General features: G+C 69.7%; 18 protein-coding genes. 9 read left to right on the top strand and 9 right to left on the bottom strand.

The window, feature by feature from the left end; genetic code table 11:
* Window positions 1-13: 13 nt before the first annotated feature.
* From DWG18_RS13345 to DWG18_RS13330, 4 genes are all read right to left on the bottom strand, one after another.
* Entirely contained in the window at window positions 14-616 is a 603-nt protein-coding gene (locus DWG18_RS13345; protein WP_115647646.1) for a hypothetical protein, read from the bottom strand.
* 42 nt (window positions 617-658) lie between these two features.
* Window positions 659-1,663: a patatin-like phospholipase family protein gene (locus DWG18_RS13340; protein WP_115647645.1), complete on the bottom strand. Its 1,005-nt coding sequence runs from the start codon at window positions 1,661-1,663 to the stop codon at window positions 659-661.
* Window positions 1,664-1,743: 80 nt separating this feature from the next.
* Window positions 1,744-1,935 carry a hypothetical protein gene (locus DWG18_RS13335; RefSeq protein WP_115647644.1) on the bottom strand — a complete coding sequence of 64 codons (192 nt, stop codon included), beginning with the start codon at window positions 1,933-1,935 and terminating at the stop codon, window positions 1,744-1,746.
* Between the two features lie 50 nt (window positions 1,936-1,985).
* On the bottom strand, window positions 1,986-3,011 hold the full coding sequence (locus tag DWG18_RS13330; protein WP_115648190.1) for a TIGR00266 family protein: 1,026 nt from the start codon (window positions 3,009-3,011) through the stop codon (window positions 1,986-1,988).
* A gap of 118 nt (window positions 3,012-3,129) precedes the next feature.
* Here DWG18_RS13330 and DWG18_RS13325 point away from each other — a divergent pair, with 118 nt between their 5' ends.
* The gene (locus DWG18_RS13325; RefSeq protein ID WP_115647643.1) at window positions 3,130-3,783 is read left to right on the top strand and encodes a DUF2238 domain-containing protein; all 654 of its coding nucleotides are present in this window, start codon (window positions 3,130-3,132) and stop codon (window positions 3,781-3,783) included.
* Between the two features lie 33 nt (window positions 3,784-3,816).
* Here DWG18_RS13325 and DWG18_RS13320 read toward each other — a convergent pair whose 3' ends face one another.
* Together DWG18_RS13320 and DWG18_RS13315 are read right to left on the bottom strand one after the other, a co-directional pair.
* Window positions 3,817-4,344 (bottom strand): hypothetical protein, encoded by a 528-nt coding sequence (locus DWG18_RS13320; protein WP_115647642.1) that lies wholly within the window; start codon window positions 4,342-4,344, stop codon window positions 3,817-3,819.
* Window positions 4,345-4,399: 55 nt separating this feature from the next.
* Complete coding sequence (locus DWG18_RS13315; RefSeq protein ID WP_115647641.1) at window positions 4,400-5,155, bottom strand: ComF family protein; 756 nt, start codon at window positions 5,153-5,155, stop codon at window positions 4,400-4,402.
* Between the two features lie 76 nt (window positions 5,156-5,231).
* On the opposite strand from DWG18_RS13315, the gene bioB reads away from it, so the two are divergent.
* Genes bioB through DWG18_RS13285 form a run of 6 tightly spaced genes read left to right on the top strand, consistent with a single transcriptional unit; the run spans window position 5,232 to window position 10,501 of the window.
* A complete protein-coding gene (gene bioB / locus DWG18_RS13310; protein ID WP_115648189.1) occupies window positions 5,232-6,275 on the top strand; it encodes a biotin synthase BioB in 1,044 nt (347 codons plus the stop codon).
* The gene (bioF, locus tag DWG18_RS13305; protein ID WP_115647640.1) at window positions 6,229-7,467 is read left to right on the top strand and encodes an 8-amino-7-oxononanoate synthase; all 1,239 of its coding nucleotides are present in this window, start codon (window positions 6,229-6,231) and stop codon (window positions 7,465-7,467) included. Before bioB ends, bioF begins: the two co-directional genes overlap by 47 nt.
* Window positions 7,464-7,859 carry an ACT domain-containing protein gene (locus DWG18_RS13300; RefSeq protein WP_115647639.1) on the top strand — a complete coding sequence of 132 codons (396 nt, stop codon included), beginning with the start codon at window positions 7,464-7,466 and terminating at the stop codon, window positions 7,857-7,859. The genes bioF and DWG18_RS13300 overlap by 4 nt, the downstream gene beginning before the upstream one ends.
* Window position 7,860: 1 nt before the next feature.
* Window positions 7,861-8,640 carry a pimeloyl-ACP methyl ester esterase BioH gene (gene bioH, locus DWG18_RS13295; protein ID WP_115647638.1) on the top strand — a complete coding sequence of 260 codons (780 nt, stop codon included), beginning with the start codon at window positions 7,861-7,863 and terminating at the stop codon, window positions 8,638-8,640.
* On the top strand, window positions 8,637-9,551 hold the full coding sequence (bioC, locus tag DWG18_RS13290) for a malonyl-ACP O-methyltransferase BioC (protein WP_115647637.1): 915 nt from the start codon (window positions 8,637-8,639) through the stop codon (window positions 9,549-9,551). The genes bioH and bioC overlap by 4 nt, the downstream gene beginning before the upstream one ends.
* Window positions 9,548-10,501, top strand: a complete 954-nt coding sequence (locus tag DWG18_RS13285; RefSeq protein ID WP_162823851.1) for a multidrug resistance efflux transporter family protein — start codon at window positions 9,548-9,550, stop codon at window positions 10,499-10,501. Before bioC ends, DWG18_RS13285 begins: the two co-directional genes overlap by 4 nt.
* Here DWG18_RS13285 and DWG18_RS13280 read toward each other — a convergent pair.
* From DWG18_RS13280 to DWG18_RS13270, 3 genes are all read right to left on the bottom strand, one after another.
* Window positions 10,461-11,993: a glycosyltransferase family 39 protein gene (locus DWG18_RS13280; protein ID WP_115647635.1), complete on the bottom strand. Its 1,533-nt coding sequence runs from the start codon at window positions 11,991-11,993 to the stop codon at window positions 10,461-10,463. The genes DWG18_RS13285 and DWG18_RS13280 overlap by 41 nt on opposite strands.
* On the bottom strand, window positions 11,990-12,934 hold the full coding sequence (locus tag DWG18_RS13275; RefSeq protein WP_115647634.1) for a pyridoxal-phosphate dependent enzyme: 945 nt from the start codon (window positions 12,932-12,934) through the stop codon (window positions 11,990-11,992). The genes DWG18_RS13280 and DWG18_RS13275 overlap by 4 nt, the downstream gene beginning before the upstream one ends.
* A 67-nt stretch (window positions 12,935-13,001) precedes the next feature.
* The gene (locus tag DWG18_RS13270) at window positions 13,002-13,949 is read right to left on the bottom strand and encodes a DMT family transporter (protein ID WP_162823850.1); all 948 of its coding nucleotides are present in this window, start codon (window positions 13,947-13,949) and stop codon (window positions 13,002-13,004) included.
* A 205-nt stretch (window positions 13,950-14,154) separates the two neighbouring features.
* On the opposite strand from DWG18_RS13270, the gene DWG18_RS13265 reads away from it, so the two are divergent.
* Together DWG18_RS13265 and mnmG are read left to right on the top strand one after the other, a co-directional pair.
* Window positions 14,155-14,745, top strand: a complete 591-nt coding sequence (locus DWG18_RS13265) for a hypothetical protein (RefSeq protein ID WP_162823849.1) — start codon at window positions 14,155-14,157, stop codon at window positions 14,743-14,745.
* A gap of 542 nt (window positions 14,746-15,287) precedes the next feature.
* The gene (mnmG, locus tag DWG18_RS13260; protein WP_115647632.1) at window positions 15,288-17,177 is read left to right on the top strand and encodes a tRNA uridine-5-carboxymethylaminomethyl(34) synthesis enzyme MnmG; all 1,890 of its coding nucleotides are present in this window, start codon (window positions 15,288-15,290) and stop codon (window positions 17,175-17,177) included.
* The last annotated feature ends 75 nt before the right edge of the window (window positions 17,178-17,252 follow it).

Genomic DNA, 17,252 nt, shown 5'->3' with positions numbered 1-17,252 from the left:
GCGGCCGATCGATTCAGCTGTCCATCCCGAGCAGGATGCCGACTGTTCCGATCGCTACCAGCAACCACACCAGCGCGCCGACGGCGAGCCAGATCCAGTTGGCCCAGGTGAGGCGGTTGTTCGCCACGCCCCGCGGATCGCCGCATCCCACGTTGGCGGCACGCTGCGTGCGCCACAGCGCCCACGTCGTTGGGGCGAGCATGGCGAGACCCGCAAGCGCAAGCCATCGCGGCCCCACATCGTTCGCGCCCATGCGATCGAGTACGAAGCCGGCGATGGTGCACACCACGTAGACCGTCGTCGCGTTGCCTGGGGACCAGTGCACGCCGCCGTGCTGGCGCGCGCGATGATCCGCCTCGGTGTTGAGCTCGTGCATGTAGAAGATCGCGAAGATCGAGCGCGCGACCGGCCACATCGGTGTGCCCGTCGCACGACGGAACCGCGCCCAGTGCATGTACGACCAGTAGTAGCGATACAGACCCAGCGTCGCGACGTACATCACCACGAACTTCCATGGCGCGACGACAAAGAACGGCGTCGCCGTGCGTGTGCTGTCGGCGGTGGCGCGCACATCGGCGATCGCCGCAGCCGGCGCGGCGTAAATACTGTCCTGCATGGAATCCCCCGAGTCCCCGGGGCGATCCTAGCGCGACGCGCCTCAGTTCTTGCAGTCGCCCTTGTGCAGCCAATCCGGCAGCTTCGACGGCGTGCATGCGGGCTTCGTCGGTGCAGGCGCCGGCTTCGGTATGCGCGACGCGCGCAACTGCGCGAGTTTGGCGCGGATCTGCGGTAGCGCGGCGACGGCCGCGCGTTCGCCTTCCAGGATCACGTCGCCCTTCTGTTCGAACGCCGCCGGGCCAACACCATTGACGCGCGGACGGATCACGACATCGGCGCGCGCGAGTTCCTGCTCGCCGAGTTTCTGCCCCATGATCGTGATCGACTGGTTCACCGTGCCGAGCAGGCTGGTCGGCGCGCTGCCCGGCGCCTTGCTCGAGATGTCGACGGCGATCACGAAGTCGGCGCCGAGCTGGCGCGCGGCGTCGACCGGCACCGGGCTCACGATGCCGCCGTCGATGTAATGCACGGCGCCGATCGGCACCGGCTCGAACACGCCGGGAATGCTGCTCGACGCGCGCACGGCCTGCCCCGTGTTGCCGCGGGTGAACACGGTGCGCGTGCCGGTTTCGAGTTGCGTCGACACCGCGGCGAACGGCTTGCCGAGTTTTTCGATCGGACGATTCTTCACCGACGCGTTGACGTAGTCCTGCAACGCCTGCCCCTGCACGAGGCCGCCGGAGAACAGGCGCACGTCCTTGATGCGGTCCTCGTCGAGCGCGACCGCCTGCTTCTGCAGTGCGAACGCATCCATGCCGCTCGCGTACAGCGCACCGACCACGCTGCCCGCACTCGTGCCGCTCACCACGTCGATCTTGATGCCGTTGGCTTCGAGCATCTTGATGACGCCGATGTGCGCGAAGCCTTTCGCGGCCCCACCCCCCAGCGCGAGACCGATGCGGATGGGCTTGGGTGCCGGCGCGACCACGCGCGGGGTGATGGCGTCCTGCGACGGACGAACGTCACCGCCGCATGCGGCAAGTGTGCCGATCGACGCGAACAGAAAAAGGCGCGCGACAGTGCGCGTCGAAGCGGAAGCAGGCATGTGATGCGGAAGGCGGCGGCGGACGGTGGATTGGAGCAGGGCGGGGCTGACGCGATCGGGAACGCGACGCGGCGAACCGGTCAGCGCGATACGTGATGGACCAACGCGTGCGTGTAGCCCTCGCCGAAGCCGGCCGCGAAATCGACGCCCGCTCCCGCGAGGAACAGCACGATCGCGGACGCCGCGAGCAGTCGTCGATGGTGGCGGCGATAGCCGACGACGAGCAGCACCACGCCGGCGAGAAGAAGTGCGATTTCGATGAGGGTTGTCATGCCGTGGTGGGCTGCGCGCGACGACCGGAGTCGCCGCGCGCGAGTCGATGTCAGAACCCGTTGTCGCCATCGAGCAGGCGACCCAGCCCGCCCAGCACCGAGCCTTCGCCGACGTTCTTGCCGCCGCCCTGCGGCGCGGCCGCCAGCATGCGGCCGGCCATGCGCGAGAACGGCAGCGACTGCAGCCACACCTTGCCGGGGCCGGTGAGCGTCGCCAGGAACACGCCTTCGCCGCCGAACAGCATCGACTTGATGCCACCGACCGGGCGGATGTCCATGTTCACCGTCGGGTGGAAGGCCATGACGCAGCCGGTGTCGACGTCGATGCGTTCGCCCGGCGCGAGGTCGCGCTCGACCAGCGTGCCGCCGGCGTGGACGAACACCCAGCCGTCGCCGTCGAGCCGCTGCATGACGAAGCCTTCGCCGCCGAACAGGCCGGTGAGGATCTTCTTCTGGAAGAAGATGCCGAGGCGCACGCCGCGCGCGCCGGCCAGGAACGAATCCTTCTGGCAGATCAGCGTGCCGCCGTGGTCGGACAGGCGGATCGGCAGAACCGTGCCCGGATACGGCGCGGCGAACGCGACGCGCGCCTTGCCCTGGCCCTGATGGGTGAACACGGTGGTGAACAGGCTCTCGCCGGTCACCACGCGGCGCGCGGCCGCGAACAGCTTGTCGCCGATGCCGCCACCGCCGGCCTTGGAGCCGTCACCGAAGATGGTGTCCATCTGGATGACGCCGTCCTTGTACATGAGCGCGCCGGCTTCGGCGATCGCGCTTTCGCCCGGGTCGAGCTCGATCTCCACGAACGGCATGTCGTTGCCGACGATGCGGTAGTCGATGTCATCGGCGCTGCCGCGCGCACCGAAGCCCGGCGGCGGAGGCGGCGGCACGTGCGACGGCTGCGCACCGACCGCCTCGGCGAACTCCGGCATGGCGCGCACCGGCTGCCAGCCGGACAGGCCTTCGCGCCAGCACTGGTGGTTCGGGTTCTGCCGCGCGAAGTCGAACGCGGCCTCGGGATCGAGCGGACCGACGCGTTCGCTGGTCTGCGGATGGACGAAGAACCACTGGCTCACGGTGCGCTCCCTGTCGATGAAGGCGTCGAGTGTAGCGATGGAGGATGTCGCGTCATGCACCGGACGTCATGGCCGCGACGGTGCGAGGATGGCGGCGGGGCCATTCGGGGGAGTTGCCATGTCCGCTACTGTCGTCGACGCGCCGCTGCGGCGTACGCCGTCGCGCCGGGAAGGTGCGGTGCTGCTGGGTGGCGTCGCACTCGCGATGCTGGTGTCGTTCGTCGTCGCACGCGATCGCATGACCTGGGCGATGGAAACCTTCTGGGTGATGCTCGCGCTGCCGTGGCTGGCGCTCGACCGCCGCCTCGCGCCGACGCGTCTGCTCGCCTGGCTGCTCGCACTGCACGCGCTGGTGCTCATCGAGGGCGGCGCGTACACGTACGCGAAGGCCCCGCTGGGCGAATGGCTGCGCGACGTGCTGCATACGCAGCGCAACCCGTGGGACCGCGTCGGCCACTTCGTGCAGGGCTTCGTGCCGGCGATTCTCGCGCGCGAAGTGCTGCTACGGAAAACACCGCTGCGACCGGGCGCCTGGCTGACGTATCTCTGCATCACCGCGGCGCTGAGCTTCTCCGCGTTCTTCGAGCTCATCGAATGGTGGAGTGCGCTCGCGCTCGGCGCGGACGCCGACGCCTTCCTCGCCACCCAGGGCGACGCCTGGGACACGCAGTGGGACATGTTCCTGTGCCTGTGCGGCGCGCTCGCGTCGCTCGCGCTGCTGTCGCGGATGCACGACCGGCAGATGGGGTGGGCCGGCGGCCGAGGTCGCTGATCGCGAAGACGTCCCGCGCCCGGCAAGTGCCGCCTACTCACCAGTGCGTCGTAGGGGTTCTCCGGTCGCCTCATCAATGGGACATGGGTCGCGTGCCTCGTTCAGTACCGTGAGATAAGGATTCTCGTCCACGTCGCCGCATCGCCAACGCGTGCCGATCGAGGCTTTCGGAAGCACCGCGGGCACGTTCGTCGGATGCAACCCCAGCATGTCCGCGAGGTTCCGCCATCGGGCCCCGTCGCGGACGTAGACGTACGCGAGATCAACGCCCACGTCGTTGAGCAGCAGCTCCCAGTAGCCGTGGCGATCGCCATCGCGATAGACCTTCGACGATCCGCGTGCATCCCAGACCCGGTCGATGCCGAGTTGGCGCACGGTCATGCGCTCCGAGCGCTCGTCGCCACACGGCGCGCAGAAGTGATGCACGACGTCGCCGGCGCGGATGTGGCGCAACGCGACCTGCGCCTGCGGCAGGCTCAGGTATTCGAACTGGTCGGCCCAGGCGGGCAGTGCGGTCGCGGCGACGATGGTGGCGGCAAGCAGAAGCGGTGCGTGGCGCATGAAGCTCCGATACGGGTGTGACTGCGTGTGCAAGAGGAAATTACCTTGCGGAGGTTTACGGGACGCGCGCCGTCACCCAGGCATCGACGCGCCTCACCCCCGCCCGCTTCAACGCCGCGGCCGCCGCGCGCAACGTGGCGCCGGTGGTCATGACGTCGTCGACGATCGCGACGTGTTCGGGCAGCGGCAGCTTGGGCCACGCCTGGAACGCGTCCTTGAGATTGCGACGGCGGGCCACTGCCGACAGGCGCGACTGTTCTTGCGTCGCGCGATGGCGGATCAGCGCGTGGTCGAGCACCGGCAGGCCGAGTGCGGCACCGAGCGGACGGGTGATCTCGAGCGCCTGGTCGAAGCCGCGCTGGCGCAGGCGGGCGCGATGCAGCGGCACCGGGATCAGCGCCTGCGGCTGCGGCGCACGGCGCAGGCGTTCGGCCATCAGCTGTGCGATCAGGCGGCCGGCGGCGAGGTCGCCGGCGAACTTCAGGCGCGGGATCAGACGGTCCAGCGGCGCGGCGTAGAGAAAGGCGGCGTGGATCTCGTTCAGGGCGCCGGGGCGGGCCGTCAGGCATACGCCGCAGACCTGACCGATTTCCGGCACTGGCAACGCGCAGCCCGGGCAGGCGGCCTCGAGTTCGGGCAGGGCGGCTTCGCAGGCGAAGCAGAGGTCCATGCCGTCGAGGCCCGGGTCCTCGCAGGCGAGGCAGCGCGTGGGCCACAGCAGGCGGGTCGCGTCGTTGCGCAGCCAGAAGCCGAGGCGGGCGCGGAGCCCGTCAACCGGGATCGGGGTCGTCAGGTTGACAGCGGTGTTCATGGTTTCCAGACTGCCGGGCCCACCCCGCCGCGGCTGTCGGAAAACTCCTATGGAAGCTGTCAGTGAACTGCGCGCCGTGCCCACCGGCCTGCGCCACGACTGGTCCCGCGACGAGATCCTCGCCCTGTTCGACCTGCCGCTGACTGAGCTGCTGCACCGCGCCGGCACCGTCCACCGCCAGCACTTCGACCCCGCCGAGGTGCAGGTCTCGACGCTGCTGTCGGTCAAGACCGGTGGCTGCCCGGAGGACTGCGCGTACTGCCCGCAGGCGCAGCGCTACCAGACCGGCGTCGACGCGACCAAGCTCATGTCGACCGACGCCGTCGTCGAGAAGGCCAAGCAGGCCAAGGCCGCCGGCGCGTCGCGCTTCTGCATGGGCGCGGCCTGGCGTTCGCCGGCGGACCGCGACATCCCGAAGGTCGCCGCGATGATCCGCGAGGTGAAGGCGCTCGGCCTCGAGACCTGCGCGACGCTCGGCATGCTCAGCGACACGCAGGCCAAGGCGCTGCGCGACGCGGGCCTCGACTACTACAACCACAATCTCGACACGGCGCCGGAGTTCTACGGCGAGATCATCCACACGCGCGAGTACCAGGATCGGCTCGACACGCTGTCGCACGTGCGCGATGCCGGCATGAAGACCTGCTGCGGCGGCATCGTCGGCATGGGCGAGACGCGCGAGCAGCGCGCGGGTCTCTTGCAGGCGCTGGCGAACCTGCCCGCGCATCCGGATTCGGTGCCGATCAACCGCCTCGTGCAGGTCGAGGGCACGCCGCTCGCGGGCACCGCGCAGCTCGATCCGTTCGAGTTCGTGCGCATGATCGCGGTCGCGCGAATCATGATGCCGCGCTCGATGGTGCGCCTGTCCGCCGGCCGCGAATCGATGAGCGACGAGCTGCAGGCGCTGTGCTTCGCCGCCGGTGCGAACTCGATCTTCTACGGCGAGAAGCTGCTCACCACCGGCAACCCGGACACCGAGCGCGACATGGCGCTGTTCGCGCGCCTGGGCTTGCGGCCGATGAGCGTGGTGGAGACGCCGAACACCGTGCACGCCGACATCGTCGACACCGCGCCTGCGGCGTCGATGGGCTGCGGCACGGGGTGCGGCTGCGCGGCCTGAGGTGCGCTGGTCGCGCCGCATCGCCGACGCACGAGCCGCACGTGACGCCGCGGCACGACGCCGCGTGCGTCGCACCGTCACCTGGCGCGAGGGCATGCGTTGCGAGGTCGACGGTCGCGAGCTGCTGAATTTCTGCAGCAACGACTACCTCGGGCTGTCGCAGCATCCGCAGGTCATCGCGGCCTTGCGCGATGGCAGCGTCGAAGGTGTCGGCAGCACGGCGTCCGCGCTCGTGTGCGGACATCACGCGCTGCACGCGACGCTCGAACGCGAAGTCGCCGACTGGCTGCAGGCACCGGCCGCGCTGCTGTTCGGCAGCGGCTTCACCGCGAATCTCGCCGTACTGCAGGCGCTGCTGCAGAGCGGCGACACCTGCGTGCAGGATCGGCTCAACCATGCGTCGCTGATCGACGCCGCCAAGCTCAGCGGCGCGACGCTGCGCCGCTATCCGCACAACGATGCCGAAGCTGCTGCGCGCCAGCTCGCGACGCACGAAGGCGACGGCCTCGCGCTGATCGCCACCGACGGCGTCTTCAGCATGGATGGCGACGTCGCGCCGCTGCGCGAACTCGCCGCGCTGGCGCACGCGAACGACGCGCTGCTCTATGTCGACGATGCGCATGGTGTCGGCGTGCTCGGGCCGGATGGGCGCGGCAGCGTGGCGGGTGCCGGCCTGTCGACGCGCGACGTGCCGCTGCAACTCGCGACGCTCGGCAAGGCGCTCGGCACCTATGGCGCGCTCGTCGTCGGTGACGCGGATCTCGTCGGGCATCTCGCCGAAACCGCGCGCGGTCATGTCTATTCCACCGCGCTGCCGCCCGCGCTCGCGGCCGCATCGATCGCGGCGGTGCGTATCGCGCGCGCCGCGGACGATCGCCGCGCGCATCTCGCTGCGCTGGTCGCGCAGTTCCGCGGGGGTGCGTCGAACCATGGCCTCGACGTCCTGCCGTCGACCACGCCCATCCAGGCGGTGATGGCGTTCGACGATCGCATCGCGCTGCGCATGGCGCAGGTGCTCGAGGACGCCGGCTTCTGGGTGTCCGCGATCCGTCCGCCGACCGTGCCCGAAGGCCGCGCACGCCTGCGCGTCACACTGACCGCGGCGCATACCGAATCCGAAGTCGACACGCTCGTCGACGCCCTGGCCCGCGCGCGTGATGCGGCCGTCGCTTCAGGTGCACGTCCCGCATGACCGGCGAAATCCAGCTTCCGAAAATCCTTGCGAACCTCGACGTGCGCGCGCGGCCGGGCACCTTCGTCCTGATCTCGCGCACGTCGCGCGATGCCGAGGCCGATGCGGTCGCCGTCGCGCGCATCGACGAGGACGAAGGGGTTACCTACGTCGTGCCCGAAGCGTTCGCGCGCAGCCGTGGCGAACCGCCGGGTTTCGTCGCCGCGTGGCTGACGCTTGCCGTGCATTCGGCACTCAATGCGGTCGGGCTGACCGCCGCGGTGGCCGGCGTGCTCGCCGAACAGGGCATCGCCTGCAACGTGATCGCCGGCCACTACCACGATCACCTGCTGGTGCCGGCCGCGCGTCGCGACGACGCCATCGCCGCGATCCGCAGCCTGCGTGCGCGCTGACATGCACATCGAATCGCACGGCCACGGGCCGTCACTCGCACTCATCCACGGCTGGGCCATGCACGGCGGCCTGTTCATGCCGCTGGTCGAGCGTCTGCGGGATCGCTACACGCTGCACCTCGTCGACCTGCCCGGTCACGGCCATGCGCGCGAGAGCGACGCACCGCTGGATCCGCACGCGCTGGCGTCGCTGCTGGTCGACGCCGCGCCCGACGCGGTGTGGCTGGGCTGGTCGCTCGGCGGCCAGTTCGCATTACGCAATGCGCTCGAACATCCGGCGCGTGTGCGTGGCCTGGTGATGCTTGCCTCGTCGCCGCGCTTCGTCACCGGCGAGGACTGGCCGCACGGCGTGAAGCCGACGCTGTTCCGTGATTTCGGCGATGCGTTGTCGACCGACTTCCGCGGCACGCTCGACGGTTTCCTCGCGCTCGAAGCGCTGGGCTCGGCGAGCGCGCAGGCCGAATTGCGCGACCTGCGCACGCACGCGTTCGAACGCGGCGAGCCCGCGGCTGTTGCACTGCTGCGTGGACTCGAATTGCTCGATGCATTCGACGCGCGTGCCGAATTGCCGAATCTGCGCGTGCCGAGCCTGTGGATATCCGGTCGTCGCGATCGCCTCGTGCCCGCGGGCGCGATGCCGGCCGCCGCCCAACTCGCACCGAACGCGACGAGCCTCGTTATCCGCGACGCCGGCCACGCGCCATTCCTCGGCGCTGCGGAGGAAGTCGCGCAGGCGATCGACGCGTTCGCGGCGCCGCTGTTCGCGGAACGCGCCGCATGAACGACGTCTTCGACCACCGTCAGGTCGGCCGCGCATTTTCGCGGGCGGCGACGCATTACGACGAAGCCGCAGCCCTGCAGCGCGAGGTCGGCACGCGCCTGGCCGAGGCATTGCCGTACTACGAGGACAAGGCGCTCGGGCGTCGCACGCCGCAGCTCGTGCTCGACGTCGGCTGCGGTACAGGACATGGCACGGCGCTGCTGCAGGCGCGCTGGCCGAAGGCGCAGGTGATCGGCGTCGACCTCGCGCCGGGCATGGCGCAGGAAGCGCAGCGGCGTCTCGGCGCCAAGCGCGGCCTGTTCGACTTCTCGCGCAAGCCGCAGATCGTGCGCGCCGACGCGATGGCGCTGCCGTTGCGCGAAGGCAGCGTCGATGTGCTGTTTTCCAACCTCTGCCTGCAGTGGGTCGAGGATCTGCCGGCGGTGTTCGCGGGCTTCCGTCGCGTGCTGAAACCGGACGGCTTGCTCCTGGTGTCGACCTTCGCGCAGCAGACGCTGATGGAACTGCGCGACGCCTTCGCGAATGCCGACGACGCGCCGCACGTCAGCCCGTTCGTCGACATCGCAGCCCTCGGTGACGCGCTGCTGCGCGCGGGCTTCCGCGATCCGGTGCTCGACCGCGACGTGTTCCGCCTCACGCAGCCGGACCTGCCGTCGATCATGCGTGAGCTGCGCACGCTCGGCGCGACGAATGCAATGCACGATCGTCGTCGTGCGCTGACTGGACGCGCGCGCTTCGCGCGGGCCGCTCAGGCGTACGACGCCATGCGCGGGCCGAACGGCCTGCCGGTGACATGGGAAGTCGTCTATGCGCAGGCCTGGGGCCCCGCGCCGGGTGCGCCGATCCGCGTGGGCGACATGGAAGAAGTGCGCGTGCCTGCGGCGAACATTCCGATCCGGCGACGTTCGTGAGAACCGACGCGCGCACTGCGATCGGCGCGGTCGCCCTCGCGCTGCTGTCGGCGTTCTTCTTTACGTCGACCTACGTGCTCAATCGCGCGGCCGCTGTCGAAGGCGCGCACTGGGCATGGACGGCGTCGCTGCGCTATTTCTGGACGGTGCCGCTGATGCTGCCGCTGATGCGCGGCCGCTGGACGCCGCTGTGGCGCGAGATGCGCGCCTGTCCCGGACCGTGGTTCCTGTGGAGCGGTATTGGTTTCGTCGCGTTCTACATTGGTCTCGCGTATGCGGCGTCCAGCGGGCCCGCGTGGCTGATCGCCGGCACGTTCCAGCTGACGGTGATCGCCGGCATGTTGTGCGCGCCGCTGCTGTATCGCGATGCGCGTCGTCGCGTGCCGATGGCGGCGCTGGGCTGCGGGGTGATCGCGGTGGCGGGCGTCGCGATGATGCAGTGGTCGCAGGCGCACGGCACCTTGCATCGCGACGCGTGGATCGAGTTCCTGTGTGTCGCGTTCGCGGCGTTCGCGTATCCCCTCGGCAATCGCGGCCTGCTGCTGCATCTGGAGCGCCGCGGCGTCGAGCTCGATGCCACGCAGCGCGTATTCGGCATGACGCTGGCCAGTATTCCGCTGTGGGTGCCGGTGGCGATGTATGCAGGCGTGACCGCAGGCGCGCCGCCGCTGCGGCAGGTGATGCTGACCGGCGGCGTGGCGCTCGGCGCCGGCATCATCGCGACCGTGCTGTTCTTCCGCGCGACGGGTCTGGTGCGTCGCGATCCCGTGGCGCTGGGCGCAGCCGAAGCGATGCAGGCCGCGGAAATCCTGTTCGCCGAAGTGATCGGCGCCGTGTGGCTGGGCGAGCCCTGGCCGCACGGCATTGCCGCCATCGGCGCGATCGTGGTGATCGCGGCGATCGTGTTGTTCAGCGTGCTGGTGGCGTTGCGACCACCGGCGGACGCGTGACCGGAACGGTGCGGAAGAACAGGCGGCCCTGATACGGCGTGCCGAGCACGACCGGTTCGAAGCCCGCGGCGCGCACGTGCGCGAACACCGTCGCGGCGTTGTCCTGCTTGCACACCCAGAGCTGCTCGGGCTCGTGCTCGGCGAGTTCGCCGTCCAGCGATTCGTCGTGCTCGGGATTGAATCGCGCTTCCGGCACGTCCTGCAGCGACAGCTTCTCGATCTGCACGCGCGGGCCGAGGTGCAGGTGCACGCCGTAACGCGCCATGTCCTCGACGAACAGCACTTCCTCGATCGGATCGCTGGTGCGCTCGCGGATGGCGCGCGCCCAGTCGCGGGCGTCCTTGTGCGTCGGGAAATGCGCGGATGCGATCTTCAGCGCGATCATCGCGGCGCCCCACAGCACGATTGCAGCCGGACGCGGCATCGCGCGGCCGTCCTTGAGCGATTGCAGCGTGACCAGCAGCGCGAGCGGCGCGAACAGCGGCAGGATGTAGAGCGGCAGGCGCGAGCGCGCGATGCAGAAGATCAGCAGCGGGACGAGCGCCCACAGCGTCGGCAGCAGCCAGTTCGCGCCGGCGATGCGCGCCGCCACGCCGCTGCGCCACTCGCGCACCTGTGCGGCGAGCCCGCGCATCCAGCGCCACAGGCTGCGCGACCACGGCAGCGTGCCGATCACCAGCGTCGGTGCATAGATCACGAACCAGCCGTACCACTCGCCGTGGCGCTTGAACTCGTCGGTGGCGACACGGCCCACCACTTCCGAGCCGAGGAAGTAGCCCAGCAGCCCCGGCGTCTTCTGGGTGACCGCGATGTACCAGGGCGCGGCGATCGCGACGAAGACCAGCAGGCCGAGCGGACGGAAGATGCCGGGGCGACCCGGCGTGCCCGTCAGCACGTCGAACAACAGGATCGGCAGCAACGGCAACAGGCCCGGCGGACCCTTGGTGAGGAAGGCGAGGCCGAAGCCCGCCCACATCAGCACCAGCCACCGTTTGGGATGGGACGGCCCGAAGCGCGCTTCGACGAACGCCCACAGCGCGAGCGTTTCGGTCGCGGTGAGCAGGTAGTCCGTGGTGATCATCTGCGACGCGCCGAACGGGAACAGCATCGCGGCGTAGGTCAATGCGGCGCGCGGCCCGTTGCCCGGCGCGAGTCGACGGCCCATCAGTCCGACCAGCAACACGCACAGCAGGTGCGACAGGGCGGAGGGCACGCGCGCGGCGAACGCATTGGTGCCGAACGCGACCACGCTGGACGCGATCGCCCAGTACGTCAGCGGCGGCTTGGTCCAGTGCTCGACCTCGTAGCTGCGACGCGGAATCAGCCAGTCGCCGCTGTCGACCATGTTGAGCGCGACGTTGGTGTAGCGCCCTTCGTCCGGATCCCAGATGCCGCGCAATTCGATGAAGGCGAACGTCGTGACGATCGCGAACAGCGCGACCCATAGCGCGGGATGGCGCCACCACGGGCGCGCGGCGGTCAGTGTGCTCATGCATTCACCAATGCGGCGATGTCGACGTTGCCGCCGGACAGGATGACGCCGACGCGGCGTCCTTCGAACAGGTCGCGATTGCCGAGCACCGCCGCGAGCGCGACGGCCGACGAAGGTTCGATCAGCTGCTTCATGCGCGTCCACACCCAGCGCATCGCGTCGAGCGTCGCCGCATCGTCGACCACCAGCGCCTGTGCACCGTGTCCGCGCAGCAGCTCGAAGTTGATCGCGCCCAGCGTGCCGCGCAGGCCGTCGCAGATGGTGTCGGGCGTGAACTGCGTGACGCGCTCCCCGCGCGCGAGCGACGCCGCGGTCTCGGCGGCGCCGGCAGGTTCGGCGAGGTAGAGCGTCGTCGACGGCGACGCACCGGCGATCGCGAGCGCAGTGCCCGACGCCAGCCCGCCGCCGCCGACCGGCACGACGATCGCATCGAGCGGTTGCGCCGCCAGCAGTTCGAGCGCGGCCGTGCCCTGGCCGGCGATCACCAGCGGATCGGTGTACGGATGCACCAGGCGTGCGCCGAGCGTGGCCTGCAGTTCGGCGCACAGGGCTTCGCGTGCGTCGATCGTCGGCGCGCACCGGTGCAGCACCGCGCCGTAGCCGGCGATCGCCGCGAGCTTGCCGGGCACCGCACCTTCTGGCACGACGACGTGGCAGGTAATGCCGCGGCTCTTCGCCGCGAGCGCGAGCGCGGCGCCGTGATTGCCCGAGGAATGGGTGACGACGCCGCGTGCCGCGTCCGCCTCGTCCAGCGCCCAGACCGCATTGCAGGCGCCGCGGAACTTGAAGGCGCCGATGCGCTGCAGCTGTTCGGCCTTGAAGTGCAGCGTGCAGCCGGCGAGCGCGTCCATCGCACGCGAGGTCAGCACGGGCGTGACGTGCGCATGCGGCGCGATGCGCGCAGCCGCTGCGAGGACGTCGTCGAAACCGGGGTGGGTCATGCGGAAGCCGGCGGCGGAAAGCGTCCTAGGGTAGTGGCTCGATCGGCCGGCCGGTATTACCGCATCGTCATGCGCGACGCCGGCCGAGCAGGCTCACCGCGCTCGAGCCCGCCACCACCAGCAATGCGCCGATCCACCCGATCGCCGACATCGGCTCCGGTGCGAGCGTCGCCGGCCACAGACCATGCACCAGCGCGACCACGCCCAGGCACATCAGCGGCGTGGTCGCGAGCACCGCCGACACGCGCGAGGCTTCCCAGTGCGCGAGCGCTTCGGCGAACGCGCCGTAGGCAACGACGGTATTGAGCGCGCAATAGCCAAGCAGCGCCCACTGCAGGCCGTCGAGGCGCGCGAGATGGCTCGGATGCGCGAACGGCCACAGCAGCAGCGTCGCGACGACATAGATCACCGCGAGGATCTGCATCGAACCGAGCTTCACCAGCAACTGCTTCTGCGCAAGCGCGTAGATCGCCCACACCACCGCGGCGAGAACGACCAGCAGCGAGCCGAGCAGGTAGGCGTGGGTGTCACCGTGGCCGGGCGTCGCGCCGACATGGGTGAGCTGGTCCTCGAAGAACAGGCCGAGCCCGGCGACGAGCAGCGCCATGCCGAACCACTGCGCACCGCGGAAGCGCTCGCCGAACACGACGATGCCGCCGACCGCCATCAGCAGCGGCGCGAGCTGGATGATCAGCTGCGCATTGCCGGGCGACGTGCGCCCCACGCCCAGCAGATAGAAGACGTAGTTGCCCACCAGCGCCACCGCGGCGACCGCGAGCATCGCCCACCCGCGCCGGCCCAGCGTGCCTAGTCCGCCGAGGCGTCCGCGCACCGCGAGCCAGCCGACGACCAGCACCGCGGCGACGAGGAAGCGGAACCAAGTCAGCGTCAGCGGATCCAGCGCCTGCAGCGTCACCTTGAGCGCGACCGGCAACGTCGCCCAGCACAGGGCGGTCACCAGGCTCAGCACCAGGCCGAGACGCGTGCGCCCGGAGACGCGATGCAGGGTCGACATGGGTGGCGCGTCCGGAACGAGGGCGTGCGATGCTCGCAGGGGAGGGCCCACTCGGCAACGTCGCGCATGCACCGCTGCGTGCGGGGGAGCGCCGTCGACGCATTGGCCTGAACCGCTCAGCCGCGCCTGTTTTACCGCGAAAAAGTTAAGCGGTAGTTCAATGCGAGCGGCCGAAGCTGCATCGTCTGATACAGGGGTGATCGCCATGATTCGCAGGCTTCTGATTCCGCTCGCCGCGACCGCCGTGCTCGCGGGCTGCGTCACCACACCGCCGTACGGCTATCGCGCCGACGGCCAGGGCGACTACTACTACGGCTCGCCCTCCGTGGAATACCGCTACCACGATGCGTGGCCGTACTACGGCTTCGGCTACCCGTACTACTACGGGCCGTATCGGCCGGGCTTCTCGGTCTGGGGCGGCTACTACGGGGGCTACTACGGCGGTGGTTATCCGTATTACGGCTACCCGTACTACGGCGGTGGCTACCACTACACCTATCCCAACTATCACCCGCGTCCGCGCCCCGATAACAACAACGGCGGCAACCACGACCGGGATGGCGGCGGCCATCGTCCCGACGGCGGTCCGTGGCGCAACCCCGACGAGATCGTCCGTCGGCGTCGTCAGGTCGACAACGGCGGCGGCATGGTCCAGGTCGCGCCGCGCCCGGCGATGCCGGAGGTGACCCGCCCGGATCCGGGCCCGCGCATGGGCGGCGAGCGCAGTGGCAGCCCGGCGGGCGACGTGATCCGTCGCGCACGTCGCGAGAGCGCGGCCGAGAACGATCCGCGCTGAGAACCGAAACGTGACGCCGACGGCTTGCGATGCCGCCGGGGCGGCCTCAAGCTAGCCCGGCGCCGCCGCGCACGCGGCCGGTCGCACGTTTCCGCCCATGTCGGACCCCGGCGAGGATCTTCGGATCCCCCCTGTTCCGCCCCTCGCCGGGGGCCGACACCCGGTCCCAGCACCGTGATGGCGAACCCCTGAAAAGGTGAAGGGCCGGACGTCCCCCGACATCCGGCCCTTCGTGCTTCCCCGCGGGCGCTGTGGCCAGCCCCTGTTCCAATGCTGGCCGACGCAAGCGCCTGCCCCGCTGGGTGCAAACGAATGCACTGCACGAACCGTGCCATCCGCGGCTGAAGCGGCTGTGGTGGCCGGATTCCAACAGTCGTCACGTTCCGCCGCGCGATCGGTTCAGCGTCGCCTGACCCGAAAGTGACGCAACGCGGCCATGCCCGGCCGCCGCGGTCAGGCGCTGACGTTTGCGTCGGCTCCCTGTTCAGGAATCCGCAGAGCGGAGCCTGCGCGACAATACGCGGGCATTTAGAGGCACAGCGATGAGCGATTCGTTCTACCGGTTCGACGTGATCGTGGTGGGCGGCGGCCATGCCGGCACCGAGGCGGCGCTCGCGTCCGCACGCGCGGGCGCACGCACCTTGCTGCTCACGCATTCGATAGAGACGGTCGGCGCAATGAGCTGCAACCCGGCGATCGGCGGCATCGGCAAAGGACACCTCGTCAAGGAGATCGACGCACTCGGCGGCGTGATGGCACGCGCGGCCGATGCGGCGGGCATCCAGTGGCGTCGCCTCAATGCGAGCAAGGGCCCGGCGGTGCGGGCGACGCGCTGCCAGGCCGATCGCTCGCTCTATCGCGCGTACATCCGCCGCGCGGTCGAGTCGCAGCCGAACCTCACCATCTTCCAGGCCGCGGTCGACGACATCGGCTTCGACAACGGCCGCGTGTCGTCCGTGCTCACGCAGACCGGCCTGCGCTTCTTCGCGCCCGCGGTCGTGCTCACCGCCGGCACCTTCCTCGCCGGCAAGGTGCACATCGGCGCGACGACGTACGCGGCTGGGCGCGCGGGCGATCCACCCGCGACGACGCTCGCCGCGAAGCTGCGCGAAGGCCCGTTCGTGGTCGATCGCTTGAAGACCGGCACGCCGCCGCGCATCGACGGCCGCACGCTCGACTATTCCGTGATGGACGAACAGCCCGGCGACGACCCGCGCCCGGTGATGTCGTTCATGGGCTCGACCGCCGACCATCCGCGCCAGGTGTCGTGCTGGATCACGCACACCAGCGAACGCACGCACGAGATCATCCGCGGCGCGCTCGATCGCTCGCCGCTGTACACCGGCCAGATCGAAGGCATCGGCCCGCGCTACTGCCCGTCGATCGAAGACAAGGTCGTGCGCTTCGCCGAGAAGGCGTCGCACCAGATCTTCGTCGAACCCGAAGGGTTGGACGTCGCCGAGGTCTATCCGAATGGCATCTCGACCTCGTTGCCCTTCGACGTGCAGCTCGAACTCGTGCGCAGCATCCGCGGTTTCGAGAACGCACACATCACCCGCGCCGGCTATGCCATCGAATACGACTTCTTCGATCCGCGCGGCCTGAAAACGACGCTGGAAACCAAGTCGATCGACGGCCTGTTCTTCGCCGGCCAGATCAACGGCACGACCGGCTACGAGGAGGCCGCCGCGCAGGGCCTGCTCGCCGGCGTCAACGCGGCGCGCTTCGTGCGCGGCGAAGCCGGCTGGAGTCCGCGTCGCGATGAGGCCTACCTCGGCGTGCTGGTCGACGATCTCACCACGCACGGCACGAGCGAGCCGTACCGCATGTTCACCTCGCGCGCCGAATACCGCCTGCAACTGCGCGAGGACAACGCCGACCTGCGCCTGACGCCGACCGGGCGCGATCTTGGCCTGGTTGACGATGCACGCTGGTCGCGCTTCGACGCCAAGCGTGATGTCATCGAACGCGAAACCTCGCGCCTGCGCGCGGTGTGGGCCGCGCCGAACAATGCACTCGGCGCCGAGATCGCCGACACGCTCGGCCTCGAGGTCAGTCGCGAGACGAATGCACTCGGCCTGTTGCGACGCCCCGAAATGGACTACGCATCGCTGACGCGCGTGCCATCGCTCGGTCCGGCGGTGGACGATCCTGCGGTGGCGGAGCAGGTGGAGATCGACGCGAAGTATTCGGGCTACCTCGATCGCCAGCGCGACGAGATCGAACGCGCGCGCCGCCACGAGGACACCGCGATCCCCGACGCCTTCGACTACGCGAACGTGCGCGGCCTTTCCGCGGAAGTTCGGCAGAAACTCGAACGCGTGCGTCCGCTTACGATCGGCCAGGCCCAGCGCATTCCCGGCATGACACCCGCGGCGATCTCGCTTCTTCTGGTGCATCTGGTGCGTGATACGAGGCGACGCACGGCGTGACTGCTATTGGCGCGACTGTTCGCTGCCCGCGCTGCCCGCGCCGTCGAGTGATCTCCGCTCCGCTTTCTCGTTGTG

It is taken from the genome of Lysobacter sp. TY2-98, from assembly GCF_003367355.1.
Lineage (GTDB): Bacteria > Pseudomonadota > Gammaproteobacteria > Xanthomonadales > Xanthomonadaceae > Cognatilysobacter.
Note: the sequence above shows the minus strand (reverse complement) of the source record. Positions and strands in the feature narration are given on the sequence as shown.